Origin of the sequence: Cryobacterium sp. MDB1-18-1 (assembly GCF_004402735.1) — a bacterium.
GTDB lineage: Bacteria > Actinomycetota > Actinomycetes > Actinomycetales > Microbacteriaceae > Cryobacterium > Cryobacterium glucosi.
The window spans coordinates 22,184-43,819 of record NZ_SOFR01000032.1; the positions used below are offsets into that span (position 1 = coordinate 22,184).

The window sequence follows — 21,636 nt, forward strand, 5'->3', positions numbered from 1 at the left end:
TTTTGTCGTGAGCCGCCCCGGCACCCGCCCGGCCGGCCGAGAGCCGAGCGGACGGATGATGGCGGTTGCGAGAGCAGGGCGCAAGCGGGATGAACGCGTGTTGCGCACATGACCGTTCGTGTCGACATCCGCTCGTCCACGAGCACATCGAAACTAGCCTCAGGGACATGACGACAGACACGATTTCCCCGGCCATCGATCCCACAGGCTTCGTTTCGGACTGGGAGGACTGGCATGCGGCGCACGAGACCCAGCGCGCGGCCGCGGACGGTTTCCTGGCCATCACGGGCCTGCACTTCCTGACGACCGAACCGGAGCGCTTCGGAGACGCACCCGGCGCCTGGTCGGTCGACGAGGTCGGCCCGGTCGTTGAACTCGCCGCCGACGAACAGCTGAGCCTCGACGGCGTCGAGCTGACGGGTCGGCACTCCTTCGGCGCGATCGCTGAACGCGACGGCGTGAACGCGCGGGCCGGTGACGCGGTCATTGAGATCGCCCGGCGCGGCGGCGAGCTGATCGTGCGCCCGCGGCACCCGGACACCCAGTTCCGTGCTGCCTACTCCGGCACGCCGACGTACCTGCCGAACCCGGGCTGGCGCGTCGAGGCGCGCTTCCTGCCCTTCGATCCGCCGCGCGACGTCACGGTCGGTGCCGCAGTCGAAGGATTGCAGCATGTCTACTCCGCGCCCGGCGAACTGGAATTCGCCCACGATGGCGCGCCCTACCACCTGACTGCGTTCAGCGGCCACGCGCCGGGCTCCCTCCTGGTGGTCTTCACGGATGCGACGAGCGGCCTCACGACCTACGCCGCGAACCGGGCGCTGACGGTCGCCGCCCCTGACGCCGAGGGACGCACAACCCTCGACTTCACCCGCGCCGTCAACCTGCCCTGCGCGTACACCGACTACGCGACCTGCCCGCTTCCGCCCGCGGAAAACCGGATTCCATTCGCCGTCGAAGCCGGCGAGAAGATTCCCGTGGCCCGCGTGGCCGTCACCCTCTAGCCTCGCCGTCCCTGGCCGCCGCCGAATCGGTTCGGGGCATGCGGCAGGCTGCCGCACGTGTTGTGCACAAAGAGTTTGTGTGCAAAGGTTATGAGATGACCAGTCCTCTGAGTGAGATGCCGTGCTTCGCCCTGTACGCGGCCTCCCGCGCCGTGACCCAGGCGTACCGTGCCGTGCTGGCCGACGAGGACCTCACCTACCCCCAGTTCCTGGTGCTCGTCGTGCTGGCGTCCGAGGGCGAGTCCTCGGTGAGTGCGCTCGCGAGCGCCATGTTCCTCGACTCGGGCACCCTGTCCCCGCTCCTGCAGCGGCTCGAGGCGCGCCAGATCCTGACCCGGGAACGTCGGAAGGGTGACGAGCGCACGGTGATCGTGGCGCTGACCCCCGAGGGTCGGCTACTGCACGACCGGGTCACCTCAGTCGTACGCTGCCTGGATCCTGCCTACGGGATCACGACCGTCGAGGAACTGCGCGACCTGCTCGGGAGCCTGCACGGCATCACCTCGGGTATGTCCGCCCTCACCGACACCCTGCGCTCGTCGTCGCGAAGCGAGCTCACGCGCTAGCTGCGCTCGTCACCGAGCGGTCGTGCTACTTCTGGCCGGGCAGCCGCCATCCGCGACCCACCGTTCCGCCACCAACGTTCCGTCACCCACTGTCCCTTCACCCACTGTCCCGTCACCCAGCATCCGCGTACGACCCAACCGGAGGAATCACATGCCAATCGAAATCGGCTCCACCCTGAACTTGCAGCTTCGGGAGGCTGGCGGGGGAGACCTGAACCTCGCCGACTACCGAGGAACCTCGAATGTCTTCGTCTACTTCATGCGCGCACTGTCCTGCGCCCAGTGCAACGCAGCAGTTCGCACCCTCACCACGCAGCAGGATGAGCTGGCGGCAACGGGCGTTCAGGTCATCGTGGCTGTGCCGGAAGACGAGGCCTCGGCGACAGCGTGGAAGGCGAAGCGCGGTGTGCCGTTCCCAGTCGTGATCGGCAGGGACGGAACGGCACACGCCGAGGCGGGATTGCTCCGCAAGGTCTTCGGCGCCATCCAGCAGTCCGGCGGCGTTCTGCTCGACAAGGAGGGCACGGTCCGCTACTCCCACATATCGACCAATCCCGGCGCCAGCTACAACAAGGCCGACCTGGCTGCGGCGATCGCTGCGCTGACGGCGAGTACGTCCGCCTAGTACTTCTTGTTTGCGGGGGTCGTGGCCACGTGGTCACGGCCCCTTTTTTTCATGTCTCTGCGGACTCAATTTCAGAATGGTATTCCGTGGAACGGAATCAAACGGTCACAGTGAGCCTCGGCAGACCTGAAGAATGCTTGCGATTGGCTGAGAATTCCCACTAGTATGGCAGTGACTGATGGAAGTCTGTTCCGCCACGCGGACACTCCCCACAAATCAGCAATGACGCTCAGAGTGGAAAGAGGAAAGCGACCATGACCATCCAAGAGAACGCGGAGGTTGTCTCCGCCGAGGAGCCCACCCCGGCCATCTTCGGTTCCGAAGCCCGGCTCAATTCCAAGGAGAAGGTCGCCTACGGATTCGGCGACCTGGGCAACGGGTTCATGTTCGACCTCGGCCAGGCCTACCTGACCAAGTTCTGGATCGACACCGCGGGCATCGGCCCGGCAGTCGTCGCCCTGATCTTCGTGCTCGTCAAACTTTTCGACGCCGTGATGGACCCGCTCGCCGCGATCTTCATCGACAGCCGCAAGATCGGCAAGCGCGGCAAGTTCCGCCCGGTGATGATGGTTAGTGCGTTCCTCCTCGCGATCATGACCGTCGTCACCTTCACCATGCCCGACGTGGAAATGGGCTGGAAAATCGCTTTCGCCGCCGGGTCCTACGCGATCTGGGGCGGGGTCTACTCCTTCGTCAACGGCCCGTACGGTTCGCTCGCCTCCGTGATGACACGCAACATCAAGGAACGCGCCCAGCTGGCCACCTCTCGCCAGGCGGGTTCGCTCGGCGCCCAGTGGATCTGCGGATTCGCCTTCATCCCGATCATGATGATGCTCGGCGGAATGACCGCAGAGAACTACATGTGGGCCTCCCTCGCGATGGCACTCCTCGGCATGGTCTCATTCGTGCTCTGCTACCGGGGCACGAAAGAGAACGTCGTCATCAACCGGGCAGCCAGCTCGAGCAAGAACGGCATCAAGGACTACGCCAGGGCAGTTCTCACCAACCGCCCGCTGCTCGGACTCGTGTTGATGTCCCTCTTCACGATCTCGTCGATGAACGTCAACAACATGATGATGATCTTCTTCGCCCAGTACAACCTCGGCAACATCGCCCTCCAGGCCGTACTGAACCTCGTCATGATCGGTGCGTCCATCGTCGGCATCATGTTCATCCCGAAGCTCGTCATGCGCTTCGGTAAGAAGCGCACCGTGATGGGCAGCTTCATTATCGCGATCGTCGCCAACGGGCTGAACTTCATCATCCCGACCAACCTGTGGACGTTCATGATCCTCGTCACCATCGGCTACGCCGCACTGGCCATCCCGAACGGCATCACCTGGGCGTTCGTCTCCGACACGATCGACTACGGCGAATGGCACACCGGGGTGCGCAAGGAAGGCATGACCTATGCCGCCTTCAGCTTCTCCCGCAAGCTCGCCCAGTCCCTCGCCGCGGTCGTCGGTGCCGGCATGCTCGCCGTCACCGGATACGTGGCCAAGGCCACCAGCCAGTCTGGTGAGACCCTCGAAGGAATCAAGGCGGTCATGACGCTGTACCCGGCCCTCGCGCTGGCCATCGCCGCCATCATCATCTACTTCATCTACAACGTGTCCGACGACAAGTACCGCAGGATCGCCAACGACCTCGACGAGGGGCGTTGGGAGCACGGCATTATCGGCGAGAGCACGAACGCAACCCTCCGCAAGCAGTAACGGGGCCCTCGGGGCGTCCGCAGGCATCCGCCGGCGGGCGCCCTTCGGAGTTTCGGCAGTCGCGAAGAGGGTGCGGGACGACGGGTGACTAGATCAGCTGGCGCTTCTCGATCTGTTCGAAGGTGCTCGTCGCATCCCGGAGTCCACCCCACAGGACCACCTCTCCGGCGGTCAGGGACGCGGGGACGTCGATGATCCGCTGGTTGCTGCTGCCCCGGAACTGCAGTTTCAGGTCACGTTTCGCGAGCTCGAACCGACCGTCGACCAGAACGTCGATTCCGCGGAGCATGGCGAGCTTGTCCGGGCTCTCGAGCAACAGCTCCTCGAAGGTGTATCCGGTCCAGGACCACACGTCCTTCGACGAGCCGAACTCCCGGCGCACCCGGTCGATCAGCCCGAGGCAGACCCCGGTGTTGAGGAACGGTTCGCCGCCGAGCAGGGTCAGGCCCTGGACGTACTCCTGGCCGAGGTCGGCCAGGATCTGGTCTTCGAGCTCCTGGCTGTATTCCTGGCCGTAGCGGAAGCTCCAGGTGGCTTCGTTGAAACAGCCCTCGCAGGCGAACAGGCATCCGGACAGGTACAGGCTGCACCGCACGCCTTCGCCGTCAACGAAGACGAAGGGCTTGTAGTCCCCGACGTAGTGCTGGCTCAGCTTCTCAGACAGCCACTCGCCGGGCCGGGGGTTACGCATCCTCGGAGACCGGTGCTGGGGCATCCTCCCCGCTGATGCCGGTGGCGCCCGCCATGTGCTTGACCCGGGAGGTGATCTCCATATGCCGGCCGTGCACCATCGGACGGGCCTGCGGGTTGCCGAGGTAGCCGCACGTGCGCTTGACGACGTCGCAGGTCATCGGGTCGGCGTTGCCGCACTCGGGGCACTCGAAGCCGCGCTCCGTCGCGTCGAAGTCGCCCGAGAAGCCGCAGGCGTAACAACGATCGATCGGGGTGTTGGTTCCGAGGTAGCCGATCCGGTCGTAGGAGTAGTCCCAGACCGCCTCGAGTGCCTTGGGGTTCTGCTGCAGGATCGGGTATTCGCAGTAGTGGATGAACCCACCGGAGGCGAACTGGGGATAGACCGTCTCGAAGTCGAGCTTCTCGAACGGCGTCGGGCTCTTGCGAACGTCGTAGTGGAAGCTGTTGGTGTAATAGTCCTTGTCGGTGATGTTGGCGACCGAACCGAACTTCGCGGTGTCGAGCCGGCAGAACCGGTCGGTCAGGCTCTCGCTCGGGGTCGAATACACGCTGAACTGGTAGCCGTACTCATTGCTCCACTCCTGGGTGCGGTCGTGGAGCGTGCGGAGGATGTCGACGGTGAAGTCTTTCGCCTCGGGGTTCGATTCCCAGGCTCCGCCGTAGAAAGCCGCGGCCACCTCGTAGAGGCCGATGAAGCCGAGCGACACGGTGGCGCGCTTGTTCTTGAACAGGGTGTCGACGGACTGGCCGGCCTCCAGGTGCTGGCCGAAGGCGCCGTAGACATAGAGGATCGGTGCGTTCTCCGGGGTCGCTTCCTTGCAGCGCTCGATCCGGAAGAGCAGGGCGTCGCGGGCGATGCTCACACGTTCGGCGAGGATGCTCCAGAACTTGTCCTTATCGCCGGCGGCCTCGAGGGCGATCCGCGGCAGGTTGAGCGTCACGACTCCGAGGTTCATCCTGCCCTCTGAGACATCGTTGCCGTCTTCGTCCCTCCAGCCCTGGAGGAAGGACCTGCAGCCCATCGGCACCTTGAAACTGCCGGTGAGTTCCACGATCTTGTCGTAGTTCAGGATGTCGGGGTACATGCGCTTGGTGGAACACTCGAGCGCGAGCTGCTTGATGTCGTAGTTCGGGTCGGTCGGGTCGAGGTTGAGACCGCGCTTGACCGTGAAGATCAGCTTCGGGAAGATCGCGGTGCGCTTCTCGCGGCCCAGACCCTCGATGCGGATCTGCAGGATCGCCTTCTGGATCTCGCGTTCGAACCAGCTGGTGCCGAGGCCGAAGCCGAGCGAGGTGAACGGGGTCTGCCCGTTCGAGGTGAACAGGGTGTTGATCTCGTATTCGAGGCTCTGCATCGCGTCGTAGATGTCCTTGAGGGTCTTCTCCTCCGCGAACTGCTGGTGCTGGGACTCGTCCGCTATCCACGTCCGGGCGTCGGCGAGGTGCTTCTGGAGGTTCTTCTCCGCGTAGGGGGCGAGCACCTCGTCGATCCGGTTGCCCGAGCATCCGCCGTACTGGCTCGACGACACGTTCGCGATGATCTGCGAGATCTGCGCGGTGGCCGTCTGGATCGAGCGGGGCGGGTCGACGTCGGCGTTGCCGATCCGGAAACCGGTGCTGAGCATCGTCTTGAAGTCGATGAGGCAGCAGTTCGTCATCGGGGCATAGGGGTGATAGTCGAGGTCGTGGTAGTGCAGGTCGCCCTTCTGGTGGGCGTTGGCGACGTGCGGCGGCAGCATCTTCAGGCCGATCGCCTTGCCCACCGCGCCGGCGGTCAGGTCGCGCTGGGTGTTGAAGACATCGCTGTCCTTGTTGGCGTTCTCGTTGACGACCGTTTCGTCTTTGCTGATCAGTTTGATGATCGAGTGGTTGATATCGGTGGACTTGCTGCGCGCGAAGTCGCGCTGGATCCGGTAATTGATGTACGCCTCTGCGGCGTCGTATTCCTTGCTGTCCAGCAGGGCGTGTTCCACGATGTTCTGGACCTCGTAGATCTTGATGTCGACCGCGAAGCGCGAGGCTATCTCGCGATCGACACGAGCGACCAGGTCGCGGATGATCCGGTGCGTGAGCGGGGTCAGTTCGCCGTTCACTTCCGTGAAGCTCTTGGCCAGCGCGGCATAGATCCGGGCATCGTCGAAGGCGAGTCGTCGACCGTCGCGTTTTGCGACCATAAGCGTGCTGAGACTGCTGCCAGCCGTAAGCGTTCCTGTGCCGGGGGTTTCCATCTTCAACACGCGCTGCCGTCTCCTTGATTAATACTCCCCACGACAATCGAGCGGGACAGTAAGTCGGGCGAAAGACCATATCTAGTGGTTGGGGCGTGAGATTGATACTACCTGTTGTGGTCAGACCACAGGGGCATATTTTGCTCCGCGCCACGCGAATGGTGTCGGAATTGGCCAGATTCTGGATCGAAATCTGGATCGGAATCTGGATGAGCGGGCAGTGCGGTGCTTGACTGTCCGCCATGACGACACCTCACAATCGTAGCCACACGTGATTGCCGACATCGTGGCCGGGGTGGCGCTTCTCGGGGCCACGATCACGACCGGGTTGACGGCCGGCGTCTTCGCGCTGTACGCGCACACGATCATGCCCGGCCTGAAGACCGCGGACGACCGCACCTTTGTGGTCGCGTTCCAGTCGCTGGACCGTGGGATCATCAATCCCTGGTTCATGCTCGGCGCATTCTTCGGGTCCCTGGTGCTGGCCGGCGCCGCCGTGTTGAAGAATCTGGGACGTCCGGGCGCGCCCTGGATCATTGCCGCCTTTCTCCTTATCCTGAGTGACGTTGTGGTCACGATCGCGATTCACCTGCCCCTCAATAACGCGATCAAAGCGGCCGGGGTGCCCGATGGCATTCAGGATCTGGCTCAAGTGCGGAGGCAATTCAACGAGGCCAGATGGGCGACCTGGAATCGGGTGCGGACGGCGACGGCGACGGCAGCATTCGTCTCCCTGGCCTGGTCGCTGATCCTCTACGGCCAGGCAACGGCCTGATTCGGGTCAGCGCGCGGGTCAGCACGGTTCGGCAGGACGGGCCTGCGACGAGGCGGCTGCGCGGTGCGGAGGCCTGTGGGCAGCTCCGCACCACGCGCACGGCGACGCCCCACTGTCGCCCATGAATCCGCGTCGTGCCTGGTTCGAACATGCCGGTTACGGCGTTCCCCCCGGAACTGTAACCTAGACATGTCCAACCGAAGGCAAGCGTAGCAGACGTTAGACATGTCCAAAGTTACGTTCCAGAATCGGTCGAACGTGGCATCGACCGGGGGAAAGACTATGGATCACCAAGAACGCCAGAAGCGCGCGCACGAGCTTGTCGCGGCACTCGATCTGCCGCGGCCGCTCACGCCCGAGCGGCTCCACGCGCATATGGAGAGCGTCCGGAAAAAGCAGATTGTGATCCGTGAGGGCAGCGAAACGATGCTGCACGCTGGTGTCTGCGGACTCTGGATCGAGGTCGCCGGCGAAGCCTTCGAGCGCATCCACCATGCCCCGACGATCTCGGCGGTGCATCGGCAGCAGCTCATCAACCATGAATACGGCCATATGATCCTCAGCGACGACAAGGAATTGCTCTCGGCCGATCAAGTTGCGCGATTCGCGCCCCTGATCCCCTACGACGCCATCGTGCACGCACTTTTGCGAAGCAGTTTGACCGACGAGCTGGAAGCACTCGCCGAAGCGATCGGCGACCGGCTCGCCTTGACTATGCTGAGTGACCGCGCGGAGGCCCGGGACGGTGCCCGGACCGGATTCGGGCGGGTGCTGTAATGGCCTCCCTCATCGCTGGTGGCGTGAGCGCGCTCCTCTGGCTGGCCACCCTGTTCTGCCTCCCATCCGTCGTGCGGGGCCGTCGGCGCCTGCTGTTCTCGTTTCTTGCGGTGTTCGCGCTGACGATGTCGCTGCAGACCGATCTTGTCTTCGACGTGCTCGATGCCGCTCTCGGCGGCGTGAACGTGACGTATTACCTTTTCCACGTCACTGCGGTCATCGCTGTAGCGCTTCTCAACGAACTCGTGCGGGCCGCATCGTCGGTGCAACCCGGTGGGTGGCGGATCAAACCGATCTCTGCGATCTTCCCGGGGGTGGTCATTCTCATTCAGTCAGTGTTGTTCTTCGGGGCCGATTGGCGACTGATGCCGGACATCCGCTTTCTTGATCGGTGGGACTACACGGCGTATGCGGCGACCACTTGGGTAGCCCTGGCGTATTTCTCGGTCACGGTGGCGGCAGCATGTCTCTCGGACCGGCGAAGGCAGCGACGACGACTGACCCGGGTCTCACTCGGCTTCGTCGTTGTCGGCTGCGCCGGTGTGATCGTGTACGCCGTCGTCAGCCTCCTCAATGCGGTCATGGCGAACGTCAGCCACAATGCTGACTTCGCGACCGGGACTGGCGGCGTCTACTATGCGGCGCTATTGATCGCGCCCTCGTGCCTGGCCGTTGGATTCGGCCTCACGGCGGCGGTTGACGGCGTCATGCGAGTCCAACGGGAAGTCCAGGTTCGCGTACTCCTGGTGCGGCTCGCACCTCTCTGGGAGCGGCTGTTATCCGAGTCGCCTGAACTCAGCCTCGACGTTCCTGAAACGAAGATCCACTTGGTTCTGACCCGCGGCGCCGCTGCGCGACTCTACCGTCGCTATGTCGAGGTCCGTGATTGCCTCCTGCTGTATCCTCAGGAAATATCGCAGTCGGACCAGGCGCTGTTGGCTACGGCGGAGCACCTCGCTTCCCCGGCTGGTCCTCGAGTGTTGCCCATTGTGACTGTGGAGGGTCAGCCGTGATGCGACGAGACGTAGCAGGGGCGGCGCGCCGATGAAGAGGGGAACGCCTGACGTGAACGGCAAGACTCCCCCGACCGCCCAGCGTCTCAGTGCGCAAATGGAACTGGCGAGGAAGCTCAACCTCTTGCTCGACGTCGTCGTCGCCGAGGGGAATACCCCGTATACCTACCGCGAGATAGCCGAGGGCCTGCGGGACAGGTCGCTTTCCCTCTCCCGAGCCCGGTGGGCATATATGATCGCGGGGACCGGCCCGCTCGTGACCGACGAGAAACTCCTGACCGGAATTGCCGAATTCTTCCGGATCCCACCGGCCTACCTCCTGGGTTCCGACGACGATATCCCCGTCCGCGTGGACGCCCAACTCGCCTTTGTCAAGAGGCTCCGCGCACAACGCGTCGTGAATTTCGCCGCGAGGACTCTGGGCGATGTCTCCCCGGAAACTCTGCGCACCATCACCCAACTTCTGGAAGAGGACACACTCGAATGATTCCGAACGCACTTGTGGCTCCCGCCGATCTGACTGCAGCGCTTGATCGGTTCCGGGCCGCGCACGGCCGCGCCCCGCGTCTCGGGGTTGACCTTGATGCGACGACCGCTGACACGGTCGGTGGTCTCCGAACCTGGATGGGGGAGAAGCTCTCGATCCCCCTGGCTGAACGGTCCACGCGATTCCCCGACCTCGACCAGTACGCCATGTGGATCGGCGACGACGCGTGGTTCGTCGATATGCCGGACTTCCTCAGTCATTTTGGTCATGCCGAACGCCACGGCTTCTACCTGGGCCTCGCCGTGTTCGACGAGGCTCTCGTGACGCTTCTCGCCCTTGAGGCTGCCGGATGCGAGCTTGTCGCCGTCACGGCCAGGAGCGACGAGTTCAACTCCGATACGCGGGAGTGGATCGCGTCGAACGGACTGCCCCTGGCCACGGTCGTGCATTCGGGCTTCGACAAGCACGCGCTCGAGGGGATCGACCTGTTCGTCGACGACGCCCCGCCCGTCGTGACCGGTCTGCTGAAGGCCGGACGTAGCGTTGTCGTTTTCGACCAGAGTTATAACCGTGCGATTCCGGAGCACGACCGCGGAACCCGGGCGACCGGCTGGGGCGCACCCATGCTCGCGGCCGTGACCCGCCTGCTGACCGCGCAGGCCGCGGTCGACTAGCATCCATCCGGCCCGGCCGATCGGTACCGGCGCCGGAGGTCGGCGTGCGCGCCGAGCGTGGTCGCCACGCGGGAGGCGGTGTTCGTGGGCTCAGCTGAGGCTGGCCAGGACGAGGGCGAGGGCGGCGGGGAAGAACTGGAGTGCGGCCGCGCGTCGGTAGGAGGGTCCCGTTGAAGCGAGGACGACGCCGGCAACCGACATGCAGGCGGTTCCGAAGATGACGGCCGTCTTGCCCGCGGTGAACGCGGAACCGGACTGCGCGAGCAGCACGACGCCGACGAGCACCCCGACCGCGAGGGCGAGGTTGTAGAAGCCCTGGTTGTACGCCATCGTGCGGATCGTCGCCGCTTCGTCCCTGGATGCGATCCCGAACCGCCCGTAGACAGAGGGGCGCATCCAGAGCACGCTCTCGAAGAGGAAGAAGACCACGTGCAGGAGTGCGGCGATGGTGGCGACGATTTGGGCGGCGATGAGCATGGGTTCCTCCGGAATATTGTGAACCAATCGGTACGGAATCCATCTTGCCGTATCCGGGGCTCGGGCGCGACCACAGCAAACGACGGCCACCGGGGCGCTGAACAGACGGCAAACAGCGCCAGTTTTGACGTCCACGAGCCGTCGACGCCGTCATGATCAATCATGCGATCACTTTTCGACTCCTGGACCGGCCCCCATGCGGGTGATCGTGTGGTCTGCCTCACCGACCTCGCCACGGATGCGCAGCTCGTCTCCGCGAGCACCCCGGTGTCCGAGATCGACAGGATCTTCCGGTCCGAACGGCAGCTTCGATCCGTCGTCGTCCAGGAGGGTGAGCTCTTCTCTCTGCTCTCCCGCGATCAGGTCGAGTACACCCTGACCGGTCGGCTGGGTTACGGCCGCGGGCTGCACAGCAGGTCGACAGCGGCCCAGCTCGTTCCGGAGCGGTCGCTTGCACTCGACGGGGGCATGAACCTCGCCCAGGCGGCTCAACGCATCCTGGCCCTGCCCGAAGACGTCCGCTACCGCGACGTGCTCGTGCTCACCGACAACGGCCCGAGGGTCGTGTCGGTGTCCCAGATCTTTCAGCAGCTCTCCGCCGACTTCCGTTACGCCGCCCTGCACGATTCCCTGACCGGGCTGCCCAATCGCCGCCAGCTCGAGGAACGCGCGGGTGCGATCCTCGAGGGCAACGGGGACGTCGCCGGCGTGGCCGCGCTGTACATCGACCTTGACGGTTTCAAGGCCGTCAATGACAGTTATGGCCACCGGGTGGGCGACCAGGTGCTCGTCGGCTTCGCCGCTCGCCTGCGGGAGCATTCTCGTCCCGAAGACATCCTCGGTCGCCTGGGCGGGGATGAATTCGTCGTGCTCCTCGACAGCGTCACGAAGGCCCAGGCCGCTTCGTTCGCTGAACGCATCCAATTGAGTGCAGCCAGTCCCTTCGTGTGCGAGGGGCGGCGCCTGCGCGTCTCCGCGACGATCGGGATCGCGATGGCGGAGGACACGGGGGAGTCCAGCGATCTGACCCGCCTCGAGGTGCTCCTCAGGAATGCCGACGACGCCATGCGGGCACAGAAACAGGCGGGCACCCGGCCGGCGAGGTCAGCCATTCGCGGTGGTCCGGCCTCGCCGAAGAGGTCCTGACCGCGCAAACAACCCTGACCACGCAAACAACGGGGGATCGCCGGCAGTCAGCCGATGCGGGCGACCGTGACCGCGATCTCGGAGATGACCGGGTCTCCGGCGTGACGGAAGTGCTCGGCGATGGCATCGTGAACGCGGCGGCAGACATCCGGTGCCGCATGATCGGGGGCGACGCCGATGTTCGCGGCGATCGAGAGTCCGCCGGACCGCTCGACGACGACGATCGGATTCGGCGCAGCCACGCTCGGGATCAGCGCGGCGACGACTGAGGCCACGACCGTGGTCAGGAGCGGGCCGGCCGGGTAGAGGGCGTCGACGCCCGGGACCGCGAGAATGTAGTCGTCGAGTTCTCCGGCAGCGACAGCGGACTCACTCATCGGCTTCTCCTTCGGAGCTCGGCGGGGGTGTCGTGAGGTACAGGTCGGTGACCGTGATGTCGACGGCGGCGATCGACAGTTCCGTCTGCTGCACGAGCACGGCGTGGACCGCCGCGCGCAGGCGTGAGGTGAGGGCCGTGATGCTCTCGCCGGTATTCATCCCGTCGGCCCCGACCGACACCTCGAGGCGCACCGTGATCTGCGCTCCCGGCTCGGTGACGTCGCCGTCGAGACGGCAGCGACTGATCAGGATGCCGTCTATCCCGTCCCCCGCCGTGCGCAGGACACCGATGACCGCGCCTTCGGTCAGCGCCAGCCGGGCGACCGGCGAGTCGGACGTGAGCGGGATCCGCCGACCCGCCCGGGTCTCGAGCCGGATGCTGTCGATGATGGTCGCGACCCAGCCGTCAGTCCCAGCCGACTCCCGGTCCACGGCGGCCGAGTCGACCCGGCGCAACGCCGCACGGAGCCGCTCGAGGCGGGTGAGTGCCGTTGTGCACGCCGGGGAGTCGTCGATGCTCGAGTCGCTCGGGGTGCGGCCGCGGTCGAGGTAGTCGTTGAGGTCCTCGATCGTGTGCCCGGACAGGCGGGCCTGCTCCTCGGCCAGCTCTTCGGGGTCGAAAGCCACAAAGGGGATGTCTGGGGCGTTCATCGCCAGTCCTCCAATTCCCGCAGCAGGGTTTTTCGGGCGCGTGCCAACAAGCCTCGCACGGTCGACACGGGCAGGTCGAGTTCTTCGGCGATATCGGTGTAGCTGTATTCGCCGAGTTCCCGCAGGGTCCAGCAGCGCCGCTGGTCGTCCGGCAGCTCCGCGAGGCACCGCGCGAGCGCCTCGGCTTGTTCCTGCGTCTCGGCGACGTGGTGCGGTGTGAGCGCCGCCGGAGCTGCGGCATCCGTTTCGGTGATGTCGGCGTGGTCGCGGCGGGCGCGAACCCGGTCGATGCTCTTGCGACCGCAGATCCGCATCAGCCAGCTCTTCACCGCGGCGCCGTTTTCGAGGGTCGGCAGTTGCCGCCAGGCCGTGATGAACGACTCCTGCACCACATCGTCGGTCTCGTCGTTCGAACCCAGGATCCGGGTCGCGTGCACGCGCATCAGCGGGCCGTGGCGACGGACGAGAACCTCGAAGGCGCGAACATCTCCGTCGGCCGCGCGGTCGGCGAGCAGGGCGTCGGATGCCGCGTCGAGAGCGGACGGGACGGCGAGCCTCGTAACGGTGGTCATCACGTCCTTCCCGAATCGCCCGGTGGTGCGCCAAATAAATTTTCGATCTCCGCGTGACGAACCTGTGGCGGCCTACGTCATATCAGTGACGATCATCACGATCATCGCCCATCGACAACGAAAGAATACCCATCATGCCGCTTTCCCGTGCTCTCCGCGGTATTTCCGATCGCGACTCGTCCGGCGGTGTCTCCGGCGGCGATTCGCCCGGCGGACAGACCGTCATCAGCGACAGCGTTGTCGCCAAGGTCGCGGGCGTCGCCGCCCGTGGCGTGACCGGGGTGCACTCCCTCGGCAGCGCTCCCGTCCGGGCCTTCGGCGCCATTCGCGAGGCCCTGAGCGGAACGGACCTGAGCCAAGGCGTGAGCGTCACGGTGGGTGACACGGACGTGGTCGTCGACATCGTGATAGTGGCCGAGTACCCGGTTCCGGTGCACCAGATCGCCGCCGAGGTGCGGGCGAGCATCACGCGGGCGATCGAGGACTTCGTCGGCCTCGGCGTGTCGGCGGTGAACGTCACGATCAATGACGTGTATCACCCCTCAGAAGACGACCAGACTTCCCGCGCAACCGCGTCGGGCATCCCCAGAGAAACACCGACAGAAAGTGAAAACACGATGAGCGCATCGGACAAGATCAAGAACGCGGCCGAAGACCTCAAGGGCAAGGCCAACGAGGCCGTCGGCAAGGCTACCAACGACGACTCCAAGGTCGCGGAGGGGCGTGCGGAGCAGGCATCCGCGAGCGCCAAGAAGGCCGGCGAGAACATCAAGGACGTCTTCAAGGACTAGACCTCTCCCGGCGCGGCGGGCCCCGGCCTGCCGCGCCGACGTCGTTTCACCGCCAGACCGTTTCAAAATCCGCAACCACGCGTGACCAATACAGAAAAGAGCACCCCATGGGCTTCTTCGGCTTCCTTCTCCTCGGCCTGATCGCCGGGGCCATCGCCAAACTCATCCTCCCCGGCCAGCAGGGCGGCGGATGGTTCGTGACACTGCTCCTCGGCGTCGTCGGCGCACTCCTCGGTGGGTTCCTCGGCGGCATCCTGTTCAACGCTCCGCTGCAGGACTTCTTCTCACTGCAGACCTGGCTTCTCGCCATCGGCGGCTCCATCGTCGTCCTCCTGATCTACGGACTCGCAACGGGTCGCCGCCGCGCAGCCTAGGCATCCGGTCTACCCCCCATTCTGGTGGGGCGCCGCGCATTGACAGGGCCGAGAGGTCACCCCTTAATGGGATTCCGGCGCCCTAACCCGACTGTCTTCCGCGCCATCCCGGCGCGGAAGACAGGGGCCCAGAATGGAGCTCAGCGACATGGACGTTCAGCCAGGCAATCCTGAGGCCGCCAAACACCGGCTGACCGGTGCTTACCGTCGGAACCGCCCGCGCTGGCTCGCCTGGGTCTCGACCTTTGTGCTCGCACTCGTCTCCGTCGGAGTCGCCGACGGATTCGCTGCCTTTCCTGCAAGCGCTGCCGTTTCCGCCGTCATCACGCTCACCTTCGACGACGCGAACGCGGACCAGCTGACCGCAGCCTCGATCCTCAAGGCGAACGGGCTGCACGGCACCTTCTACACGCCGTCCGGGTATATCAACCAGCCGGGCTACATGACGCTTGCCCAGGTGCAGAGCCTTGCCGCGGATGGCAACGAGATCGGCGGCCACACCGTGACGCACCCCGACCTCGCCACCCTCCCGACGGACGAGGCGACGCGCCAGGTCTGCAACGACCGAGTCAACCTCACCAACTGGGGATTCCGGGTGACGAGTTTCGCCTATCCCTTCGCCTCGCTGCTGACCCCTGCGACCGAAACCATCGTCAAGAACTGCGGGTTCAACAGCGCCCGTGGCCTCGGAGACATCCAAACCCGGTTCGGCTGCACGGGATGCGCGCTCACCGAGAGCATCCCGCCGGCCGACCCGTACCTGACCCAGGCTGCCGACGAGGTCGACAACACCTGGAGCCTGACCGACCTCCAGAACACCGTCACCCAGGCCGAGACTGCGGGCGGCTGGCAGCAGCTGACCTTCCACCACATCGCGACGGGGCTCACCGACCCGCTCACGATCAGCCCGACCCTGTTCACCCAGTTCGTGCAGTGGCTGAAGACCCGCCCCGCGACGACGACGGTCAAGACGGTCGACCAGGTCATCGGCGGCACCGTCAAAGCCGTCGTCTCCGGCCCGGCCGTCACACCGAAGCCCGCCGGCAGCAACCTGGTTTCCAACCCCGGCTTCGAAACCCTCACCGCAGGGGTGCCGCAGTGCTGGCAGGGCGCCTCATACGGCACGAACACCCCCGCCTTCACCACGGTCACTCCGGGCCACAGCGGCAACCGGGCGGCCCGCCTGACGATGACGGGCTACTCCAACGGCGACGCGAAATGGCTGCCGACCCCCGACCTGGGCGGATGCGCCCCCGCGGCCACCCCGGGCACGGCGTACGCGCTCTCGGCCTGGTACAAGTCCACGGCAGCGACCCAGATCGAGGTCTACTACCGGACCGGACTCGGCTCCTGGGCCTACTGGACCGCGAGCCCGCTCTTCGCCGCGTCCGCGACCTACCAGAAGGCGAGCTGGACGACCCCGGCACTGCCCGCCGGGGCGAGCTCGATCACCTTCGGCCTCAACCTCCTGAGCAACGGCACCCTGACCACGGACGACTACACGGCCTTCGACGCCGCAACCCTGCCCGTACCCCCGCCGCCTGCCCCCGGCACCAACTTGGTCCAGAACTCGGGCCTGGAAGCCGCCGGAGTCGCCGCCCTTCCGCAGTGCTACCAGATCGGCGGTTACGGCACCAACACCGCCGCGTTCACGACCGTCGCGACGGCGCACACCGGCACCAAGGCGGAGAAGCTCGTCGTGACGAACTACGCCAACGGCGACGCGAAGCTGCTGCCGAGCCTGGACAGCGGGGCCTGCGCGCCGCCCGCGATCGCCGGGCACACCTATTCGCTCCGGGCCTGGTACACGTCGACGACGTCCACCCAGTTCGCGATCTACTACCGGGATGCGAGCGGGACCTGGCAGTACTGGACGTCGAGCCCTTGGCTCGCGACGGCATCCGCATACACCCAGGCGAGCTTCACGACCACGGCGCTCCCGGCCGGTGCCACCGCGATCAGTTTCGGGCTGAACCTGTTCAGTAACGGAACCCTCGTGACCGACGACTACGCGATGTTCGACACGGTCGGGGCACCGGCCTTGTAGTGGCAGGGGATGCCGGGCGCGCCTCCCTGGGCCGCGCCAGGCATCCCCTGTCGCGCCTGTCGTGCGTGTCTGCCGGTCTCAGATCCAGTCGTTGCGCTTGAAGAGCAGGTAGAGCAGGGCGGACAGGCCGACGATGAGCGCGATGGAGCTGTAGAAGCCGCCCAGTTCGCTGAAGCCCGGGTACGGAACATTCTGGCCGTAGAAACCGGTGATCGCCGTGGGCACCGCGATGATCGCCGCGTAGCCGGTGACCTTCTTCGTGATCACGTTGAGCCGGTTGCCCTGGATCGCGAGGTTCGCCTCGAGCACGCTCGTGGCGAGGTCCCTGAGGCTCTCCGTCCACTCCATCGCGCGCAGCACGTGGTCGTAGACGTCCTGGAAGTACGGCGCCATGTCGTTCTGCAGAAGGTGCACGTCGCGGCGTAACAGGGTGTTGACGACCTCACGCATCGGCAGGATCACCCGGCGCATCAGCACGAGGCTCTTCCGGAGATCGAAGGAGCGGCGCTGCACAGCCTCCTGGTCGCTCCTCGGTTCGAAGAGCTGGCTCTCGAGCTCCTCGACTTGTTCATCAAGGGCCTCGACGGCCTCGAAGTAGCCGTCGACGAGGAAGTCGAGGAGGCCGTGCAGGAGGAACGCGACACCGTTCGAGGCGAGGTCGGGGGAGGAATCCCAGCGGGCGACGACGGCATCGACGTCGAAGTCAGGGTCCTTGTGCACGGTGACGAAGGCCCGCTCGGTGATGAATGCTGCGATCTCCGAGGTCTCCACCGAGGCGGACTCGGGCGAAAACGTGATCGAATACGCCGACAGGAACAGATGGTCGGAGTATCGGTCGAGTTTGGGACGCTGGTGCAGCTTCATGGCGTCCTCGACGGCGAGGGCATGCAGGCCGAGTTCCTCGGCGAGCAGGTCGAGGTCGGCTTCCTCGGGCGAACACAGGTCGACCCAGACAACACAACCCGCGTCGGCGAGGTGTTCGGAGACGTCGGCGAGCGGGAAGCCCTCGTCGACGAGGTCCCCGTTCCGGTAGCAGCGGGTTTTCGGTGTGCGCACACCTCAGTCAAGCAGCATCCGCGGAGCAGCGGGGTCAATGCCCTTGCCGAGTCTCATCGACGCCGTGCCGGGCTCGTCGATGCTGTGTGACGTTGCGCTACGTTTCGTGACCGGGCGTGACCGGCCGGAATGTCGCTCAGGTCGTTCGGTGAATAACGTCGTCTCGAGACCATCCCAGGTCTCGTGACCAGCCCGGGTGCCGCAGCGTACGCCGTCCACCGAATGGAAGTGAAGCCCATGTCCGCCAAGACCCACACCACTGCTCGTCGCACGGGGATGCGCCTCGCCCTCGGCGCGGCATCCGTCGCCTTGCTCGCCACCACCCTGAGCGGATGCGCCGCCTCGGCCGATGCCGCCTCCGGCGCCACCGCGGCCGGACCGGCCGCAGAGCTCCGGCTCGGCTACTTCGACAACGTCACGCACGCCCCCGCCCTCGTCGGACTCGAGAACGGCCTGCTGCAGGATTCCCTCGGCAGCACCAAGCTCAGCACCCAGATCTTCAACGCAGGCCCCGCGACGATCGAGGCGCTCAGCGCCGGCGCGATCGACGCGGCATACATCGGCCCGAGCCCGGCCGTGAACAGCTACATCAAGAGCAAGGGCGAGTCGGTCAAGATCGTCGCAGGCGCGACGAGCGGCGGAGCAGCCCTCGTCGTGCGCGACGGGATCAACTCCGCCGCCGACCTGAAGGGCAAGACCCTCGCCTCCCCGCAGCTCGGCAACACCCAGGACGTCGCCCTGCGCGCCTGGCTCAGCAGCAAAGGCTTCACGACGGATACCTCCGGCGGTGGCGAGGTGAAGATCACGCCGACCGAGAACGCGCAGACCCTCACCCTGTTCCAGAGCGGCGCCATCGACGGCGCCTGGCTGCCGGAGCCCTGGGTCTCCCGCCTCGTCGTCGACGCCGGCGCCAAGGTGCTCGTCGACGAGTCCTCGCTGTGGCCGGACGGCGCCTTCCCGACGACCGTACTCCTGGTGCGGAAGGGATTCCTGGCCGAGCACCCTGAGACGGTCGAGGCCCTCGTGGCCGGCAACGCGGCATCCGTCGACTGGCTCACGAAGAACCCGACGGACGCGGCAACCGTGATCAACAAGAAGCTCACGGCCGACAGCGGGAAGGCGCTCTCCGATGCCGTGATCACGCGAGCATTGACCAAGGTGACGTTCTCGACCGACCCGCTCGCCTCGACGTTCGCGGTGAGCCTCGAGAACGGCGTGACGGCCGGCACCACCAAGACCGGCGACCTGAACGGCCTGTTCGACCTGACCGCGCTCAACAAGGTGCGCACGGCGGCCGGCGAGAAGCCGGTTTCGGCCTCCGGTCTCGGCACCGAATAGCCCCGCCGCAGCCGCCGCGCGAGTCCCCGATCCCCGTGAGGTGTCGCAGATCGACGTTCCGGACTTCCGTGAACAGCGATCTGCGACACCTCACGGCCGTGATGCGGCTGCGGGACCCTGCGGGCGCGGGGCGAGCGATTCGACGTCGCGGCGAGTGATCGCGAGGTAGGCGACGAACGCGAGAATCGCCACGCCGAGCACGAGGCTCACCGGCCCCGTGCCGAGGTCGAGGCCGCCGCGTTCGGTCGAGACGGCGGCCCAGTCGGCGAAGGATGCCCCGAGCGGCCGGGTCAGGATGTACGCGAACCAGAATGCGAGCGTCGCATTCATGCCGAAGCGGCGATACGCCAGCGCGGGGATCGCGATGAGCACAGCGAAGACGATTCCGGACGCGAGGTAGCCGAGGCCGAAGGTCATGGCGGTGAGGTCGCCGGCGGCCGTGCCGAGCGCGAAGGTCGTGAGCACCGTCGCCCAGTAGAAGAACTCGCGGCGCGGGGTCACGATGCTGTGGATGGAGAGCGACTTCTCGGTCGTCCGCCACGCCAGGAAGATCGCAGCGAGTGCGAGGACGAAAGCGACCGTGGACACGAGGTAGGGGATTCCGAGTCCGACGTGCAGGGCATCCGCGGCCATCGTGCCGAAGATGCTCACCATGACGACGGCGAGCCAGTAGACCCACGCGACGTAACGGCGGACGCCGAACTGCAGGAGCAGGGCGGCGACCAGGCCGAGTCCCGCGAGGCCGACGGCGACAGGCGGATCGATCTGGTGCACGAGGTAGTCGGCGGTCGTCTCGCCCATCCCGGTCGTGAGCACCTTGGTGACCCAGAACGCTGCCGTGACCTTGGGGACCTTGCTGAGCATCGGCCGGGCGCGGAACCACGGGGCACGCAACCGGGGGCTGCGCGGAGTCGTCTCCGCGGCCGTGCCCCGAACCGACGCCGGCCCAGCAGCCGGTGCCCGGTCAGTCATCGGGAGGGGATTCTGATCGATCTCTGCCACGTGTGCTCCGCTCATCCGCTCCTCAACCTACGGAGAGGAGGTCCAGGAACGATGACGGATCGGGTGCGCGGTCAGGTTGCGGTCAGGCGCGCTCGACCTGATCCTCGCCGCGGGCCGCGAACAGGTCAGGGACGCCCAGGGCCTCCAGCGTCTCCTGTTCGGCGATGCCATCGGCCGCCCGCTTCCGGTCACTGTGCTCCGGGGCGCTGCGATGGTCGACGTGATCGCCGAGCCGGAGGAGCTCGCCGCGCTGCGCTGAGCCGCTGAACCCGCCATGCGCCAGGCGTTCGGGTGCGCAGGAGACCGCGCGATTCCGTGCTATTTTCACGACTGATGTCCGTTTCCGCAGCAGAGGCCTCCGGCCAGCCCCGTCCGGCCCGCACCCGCTCCCGCTCCCGCGTCGAGGTGGCCGACATCGCCGTGCGCCTGTTCCGCACCGACGGCTACGAGGCCACGACCGCGACCGACATCGCCAGGGCCGCCGGCGTCTCGCGCAGCACCTTCTTCCGTCAGTTCCGATCCAAGGAAGACGTGATCTTCGCCGACCACGACGAACTCGCCGTGCAGATCGCCGCGTACTTCGCCGTGCAGCACGACGACCCCTGGCGCGCGATCCGTGATGCCGCGACGATGGTCTTCGAACGATTCCGCGAACGGCTCGACAGCGTCCGGGTGCGCGATCTCATCGTGCGCGACACCCCGACCCTCCGGGACCGCGAGACCATCATGGCCATCCGTTACGAGCAGATGTTCGCCGCCTACCTCCGCTCCGTCCGTCCCGACGTGCCGCCGCTCACGGCCATCCGCTACGCCGCCGCGATCACCGCAACGCACAACTACGAACTCCGCCGCCTGATCCGCGGACCGGTCCCGTCCCCGTCCGAAACGGATGCCGCGTCGAACGCCGAGCCGGTCTCAGCGACCGGCGCCGACCTGGATGCCGCGCGGGACGCCGAGCATGCCGCGCAGCTCTCAGAGGAACTCGCCGCGGAGCTCCGCAAAGTGGGGCGCCTCTTTCACCCCGACGCGGCACCTGACCACGCGGGGCAGCCTGCGGACGGGCACCAGCCGGCGGGGGAGGCCTCAGCCGAGCTCGTCGTAGCGGTGTTCCCCGGAACGATTTCCCCGGACGAGCTCTCCCGAGAGGTCGCACGCGCCCTCGGCGGACGCCGCGCCGCGAGCACGTCGGGGCCCGCAACTTGACACTCAGTGTCATTTGACCCGACACTGAGTGTCACACCAGCCGA

Annotated in this window: 24 protein-coding genes; 16 read left to right on the forward strand and 8 right to left on the reverse strand. The window is 66.0% G+C overall.

What is annotated here, in order from left to right:
* The first annotated feature begins 167 nt into the window (after positions 1 to 167).
* The 4 genes from E3O50_RS07910 to E3O50_RS07925 all read left to right on the forward strand — a co-directional run bounded on the left by E3O50_RS07910 (position 168) and on the right by E3O50_RS07925 (position 3,910).
* Positions 168 to 1,004, forward strand: coding sequence for a DUF1684 domain-containing protein (locus E3O50_RS07910; RefSeq protein WP_134446328.1), 837 nt, complete (start codon positions 168 to 170; stop codon positions 1,002 to 1,004).
* 95 nt (positions 1,005 to 1,099) lie between these two features.
* Positions 1,100 to 1,570, forward strand: coding sequence for a MarR family transcriptional regulator (locus E3O50_RS07915; protein ID WP_134446329.1), 471 nt, complete (start codon positions 1,100 to 1,102; stop codon positions 1,568 to 1,570).
* A gap of 151 nt (positions 1,571 to 1,721) precedes the next feature.
* A complete protein-coding gene (locus tag E3O50_RS07920) occupies positions 1,722 to 2,195 on the forward strand; it encodes a redoxin domain-containing protein (protein ID WP_134446330.1) in 474 nt (157 codons plus the stop codon).
* Between the two features lie 254 nt (positions 2,196 to 2,449).
* The gene (locus E3O50_RS07925; RefSeq protein ID WP_134446331.1) at positions 2,450 to 3,910 is read left to right on the forward strand and encodes a glycoside-pentoside-hexuronide (GPH):cation symporter; all 1,461 of its coding nucleotides are present in this window, start codon (positions 2,450 to 2,452) and stop codon (positions 3,908 to 3,910) included.
* An 88-nt stretch (positions 3,911 to 3,998) separates the two neighbouring features.
* Here the strand turns inward: E3O50_RS07925 and nrdG are convergent, their stop codons facing one another.
* Positions 3,999 to 4,601 (reverse strand): anaerobic ribonucleoside-triphosphate reductase activating protein, encoded by a 603-nt coding sequence (gene nrdG / locus E3O50_RS07930; RefSeq protein WP_134446332.1) that lies wholly within the window; start codon positions 4,599 to 4,601, stop codon positions 3,999 to 4,001.
* On the reverse strand, positions 4,594 to 6,777 hold the full coding sequence (nrdD, locus tag E3O50_RS07935) for an anaerobic ribonucleoside-triphosphate reductase (protein ID WP_241975548.1): 2,184 nt from the start codon (positions 6,775 to 6,777) through the stop codon (positions 4,594 to 4,596). Before nrdD ends, nrdG begins: the two co-directional genes overlap by 8 nt.
* Before the next feature lie 325 nt (positions 6,778 to 7,102).
* Here nrdD and E3O50_RS07940 point away from each other — a divergent pair, with 325 nt between their 5' ends.
* The 5 genes from E3O50_RS07940 to E3O50_RS07960 all read left to right on the forward strand — a co-directional run bounded on the left by E3O50_RS07940 (position 7,103) and on the right by E3O50_RS07960 (position 10,557).
* A complete protein-coding gene (locus E3O50_RS07940) occupies positions 7,103 to 7,606 on the forward strand; it encodes a DUF1772 domain-containing protein (RefSeq protein ID WP_198413380.1) in 504 nt (167 codons plus the stop codon).
* A 282-nt stretch (positions 7,607 to 7,888) separates the two neighbouring features.
* A complete protein-coding gene (locus tag E3O50_RS07945) occupies positions 7,889 to 8,383 on the forward strand; it encodes a hypothetical protein (protein WP_134446333.1) in 495 nt (164 codons plus the stop codon).
* Positions 8,383 to 9,396 carry an MAB_1171c family putative transporter gene (locus tag E3O50_RS07950; RefSeq protein ID WP_134446334.1) on the forward strand — a complete coding sequence of 338 codons (1,014 nt, stop codon included), beginning with the start codon at positions 8,383 to 8,385 and terminating at the stop codon, positions 9,394 to 9,396. The genes E3O50_RS07945 and E3O50_RS07950 overlap by 1 nt, the downstream gene beginning before the upstream one ends.
* Before the next feature lie 31 nt (positions 9,397 to 9,427).
* Positions 9,428 to 9,883, forward strand: a complete 456-nt coding sequence (locus E3O50_RS07955; protein WP_241975549.1) for a hypothetical protein — start codon at positions 9,428 to 9,430, stop codon at positions 9,881 to 9,883.
* Positions 9,880 to 10,557, forward strand: a complete 678-nt coding sequence (locus E3O50_RS07960) for a hypothetical protein (RefSeq protein ID WP_134446335.1) — start codon at positions 9,880 to 9,882, stop codon at positions 10,555 to 10,557. Before E3O50_RS07955 ends, E3O50_RS07960 begins: the two co-directional genes overlap by 4 nt.
* Positions 10,558 to 10,647: 90 nt before the next feature.
* Here the strand turns inward: E3O50_RS07960 and E3O50_RS07965 are convergent, their stop codons facing one another.
* Complete coding sequence (locus E3O50_RS07965) at positions 10,648 to 11,034, reverse strand: DUF1304 domain-containing protein (protein ID WP_134446336.1); 387 nt, start codon at positions 11,032 to 11,034, stop codon at positions 10,648 to 10,650.
* A 162-nt stretch (positions 11,035 to 11,196) separates the two neighbouring features.
* On the opposite strand from E3O50_RS07965, the gene E3O50_RS07970 reads away from it, so the two are divergent.
* Positions 11,197 to 12,180, forward strand: a complete 984-nt coding sequence (locus E3O50_RS07970) for a GGDEF domain-containing protein (RefSeq protein ID WP_134446337.1) — start codon at positions 11,197 to 11,199, stop codon at positions 12,178 to 12,180.
* Between the two features lie 47 nt (positions 12,181 to 12,227).
* On the opposite strand, the gene E3O50_RS07975 is transcribed toward E3O50_RS07970, so the two are convergent.
* The 3 genes from E3O50_RS07975 to E3O50_RS07985 are packed head-to-tail and all read right to left on the reverse strand — an operon-like array spanning position 12,228 to position 13,781.
* Positions 12,228 to 12,557, reverse strand: a complete 330-nt coding sequence (locus E3O50_RS07975) for a hypothetical protein (protein WP_134446338.1) — start codon at positions 12,555 to 12,557, stop codon at positions 12,228 to 12,230.
* Positions 12,550 to 13,209, reverse strand: a complete 660-nt coding sequence (locus E3O50_RS07980) for an Asp23/Gls24 family envelope stress response protein (protein WP_134446339.1) — start codon at positions 13,207 to 13,209, stop codon at positions 12,550 to 12,552. The genes E3O50_RS07975 and E3O50_RS07980 overlap by 8 nt, the downstream gene beginning before the upstream one ends.
* A complete protein-coding gene (locus E3O50_RS07985) occupies positions 13,206 to 13,781 on the reverse strand; it encodes an RNA polymerase sigma factor (RefSeq protein ID WP_134446340.1) in 576 nt (191 codons plus the stop codon). Before E3O50_RS07985 ends, E3O50_RS07980 begins: the two co-directional genes overlap by 4 nt.
* Before the next feature lie 134 nt (positions 13,782 to 13,915).
* Here E3O50_RS07985 and E3O50_RS19390 point away from each other — a divergent pair, with 134 nt between their 5' ends.
* The 3 genes from E3O50_RS19390 to E3O50_RS08000 all read left to right on the forward strand — a co-directional run bounded on the left by E3O50_RS19390 (position 13,916) and on the right by E3O50_RS08000 (position 16,993).
* Complete coding sequence (locus E3O50_RS19390) at positions 13,916 to 14,572, forward strand: Asp23/Gls24 family envelope stress response protein (protein ID WP_134446341.1); 657 nt, start codon at positions 13,916 to 13,918, stop codon at positions 14,570 to 14,572.
* Between the two features lie 107 nt (positions 14,573 to 14,679).
* Positions 14,680 to 14,946 carry a GlsB/YeaQ/YmgE family stress response membrane protein gene (locus E3O50_RS07995; protein WP_134446342.1) on the forward strand — a complete coding sequence of 89 codons (267 nt, stop codon included), beginning with the start codon at positions 14,680 to 14,682 and terminating at the stop codon, positions 14,944 to 14,946.
* 148 nt (positions 14,947 to 15,094) lie between these two features.
* Positions 15,095 to 16,993, forward strand: a complete 1,899-nt coding sequence (locus E3O50_RS08000; protein WP_134560817.1) for a polysaccharide deacetylase family protein — start codon at positions 15,095 to 15,097, stop codon at positions 16,991 to 16,993.
* 78 nt (positions 16,994 to 17,071) lie between these two features.
* Here the strand turns inward: E3O50_RS08000 and E3O50_RS08005 are convergent, their stop codons facing one another.
* Entirely contained in the window at positions 17,072 to 18,049 is a 978-nt protein-coding gene (locus tag E3O50_RS08005) for a magnesium transporter CorA family protein (RefSeq protein ID WP_134446344.1), read from the reverse strand.
* A gap of 237 nt (positions 18,050 to 18,286) precedes the next feature.
* On the opposite strand from E3O50_RS08005, the gene E3O50_RS08010 reads away from it, so the two are divergent.
* Entirely contained in the window at positions 18,287 to 19,387 is a 1,101-nt protein-coding gene (locus E3O50_RS08010; protein WP_241975550.1) for an ABC transporter substrate-binding protein, read from the forward strand.
* Positions 19,388 to 19,477: 90 nt separating this feature from the next.
* On the opposite strand, the gene E3O50_RS08015 is transcribed toward E3O50_RS08010, so the two are convergent.
* Positions 19,478 to 20,359, reverse strand: coding sequence for a hypothetical protein (locus E3O50_RS08015; RefSeq protein WP_241975551.1), 882 nt, complete (start codon positions 20,357 to 20,359; stop codon positions 19,478 to 19,480).
* Between the two features lie 106 nt (positions 20,360 to 20,465).
* Between E3O50_RS08015 and E3O50_RS08020 the strand changes: the two genes are divergently transcribed.
* Both E3O50_RS08020 and E3O50_RS08025 read left to right on the forward strand, forming a co-directional pair.
* Positions 20,466 to 20,648, forward strand: a complete 183-nt coding sequence (locus E3O50_RS08020; RefSeq protein WP_174774666.1) for a hypothetical protein — start codon at positions 20,466 to 20,468, stop codon at positions 20,646 to 20,648.
* 74 nt (positions 20,649 to 20,722) lie between these two features.
* Entirely contained in the window at positions 20,723 to 21,592 is an 870-nt protein-coding gene (locus E3O50_RS08025) for a TetR/AcrR family transcriptional regulator (RefSeq protein ID WP_134446345.1), read from the forward strand.
* Positions 21,593 to 21,636 lie beyond the last annotated feature (44 nt).

Coding starts and splice junctions, on each gene's coding strand:
- E3O50_RS08015 (WP_241975551.1), bottom strand. CDS start 20,359: ATGACTGACCGGGCACCGGCTGCTGGGCCGGCGTCGGTTCGGGGCACG.
- E3O50_RS07945 (WP_134446333.1), top strand. CDS start 7,889: ATGGATCACCAAGAACGCCAGAAGCGCGCGCACGAGCTTGTCGCGGCA.
- E3O50_RS07995 (WP_134446342.1), top strand. CDS start 14,680: ATGGGCTTCTTCGGCTTCCTTCTCCTCGGCCTGATCGCCGGGGCCATC.
- E3O50_RS08025 (WP_134446345.1), top strand. CDS start 20,723: ATGTCCGTTTCCGCAGCAGAGGCCTCCGGCCAGCCCCGTCCGGCCCGC.
- E3O50_RS07920 (WP_134446330.1), top strand. CDS start 1,722: ATGCCAATCGAAATCGGCTCCACCCTGAACTTGCAGCTTCGGGAGGCT.
- E3O50_RS08010 (WP_241975550.1), top strand. CDS start 18,287: ATGTCCGCCAAGACCCACACCACTGCTCGTCGCACGGGGATGCGCCTC.
- E3O50_RS08000 (WP_134560817.1), top strand. CDS start 15,095: ATGGACGTTCAGCCAGGCAATCCTGAGGCCGCCAAACACCGGCTGACC.
- E3O50_RS07915 (WP_134446329.1), top strand. CDS start 1,100: ATGACCAGTCCTCTGAGTGAGATGCCGTGCTTCGCCCTGTACGCGGCC.
- E3O50_RS07985 (WP_134446340.1), bottom strand. CDS start 13,781: ATGACCACCGTTACGAGGCTCGCCGTCCCGTCCGCTCTCGACGCGGCA.
- E3O50_RS19390 (WP_134446341.1), top strand. CDS start 13,916: ATGCCGCTTTCCCGTGCTCTCCGCGGTATTTCCGATCGCGACTCGTCC.
- nrdG (WP_134446332.1), bottom strand. CDS start 4,601: ATGCGTAACCCCCGGCCCGGCGAGTGGCTGTCTGAGAAGCTGAGCCAG.
- E3O50_RS07965 (WP_134446336.1), bottom strand. CDS start 11,034: ATGCTCATCGCCGCCCAAATCGTCGCCACCATCGCCGCACTCCTGCAC.
- E3O50_RS07975 (WP_134446338.1), bottom strand. CDS start 12,557: ATGAGTGAGTCCGCTGTCGCTGCCGGAGAACTCGACGACTACATTCTC.
- nrdD (WP_241975548.1), bottom strand. CDS start 6,777: ATGGTCGCAAAACGCGACGGTCGACGACTCGCCTTCGACGATGCCCGG.
- E3O50_RS07910 (WP_134446328.1), top strand. CDS start 168: ATGACGACAGACACGATTTCCCCGGCCATCGATCCCACAGGCTTCGTT.
- E3O50_RS07925 (WP_134446331.1), top strand. CDS start 2,450: ATGACCATCCAAGAGAACGCGGAGGTTGTCTCCGCCGAGGAGCCCACC.
- E3O50_RS07955 (WP_241975549.1), top strand. CDS start 9,428: ATGAAGAGGGGAACGCCTGACGTGAACGGCAAGACTCCCCCGACCGCC.
- E3O50_RS07980 (WP_134446339.1), bottom strand. CDS start 13,209: ATGAACGCCCCAGACATCCCCTTTGTGGCTTTCGACCCCGAAGAGCTG.
- E3O50_RS07970 (WP_134446337.1), top strand. CDS start 11,197: ATGCGATCACTTTTCGACTCCTGGACCGGCCCCCATGCGGGTGATCGT.
- E3O50_RS07950 (WP_134446334.1), top strand. CDS start 8,383: ATGGCCTCCCTCATCGCTGGTGGCGTGAGCGCGCTCCTCTGGCTGGCC.
- E3O50_RS07960 (WP_134446335.1), top strand. CDS start 9,880: ATGATTCCGAACGCACTTGTGGCTCCCGCCGATCTGACTGCAGCGCTT.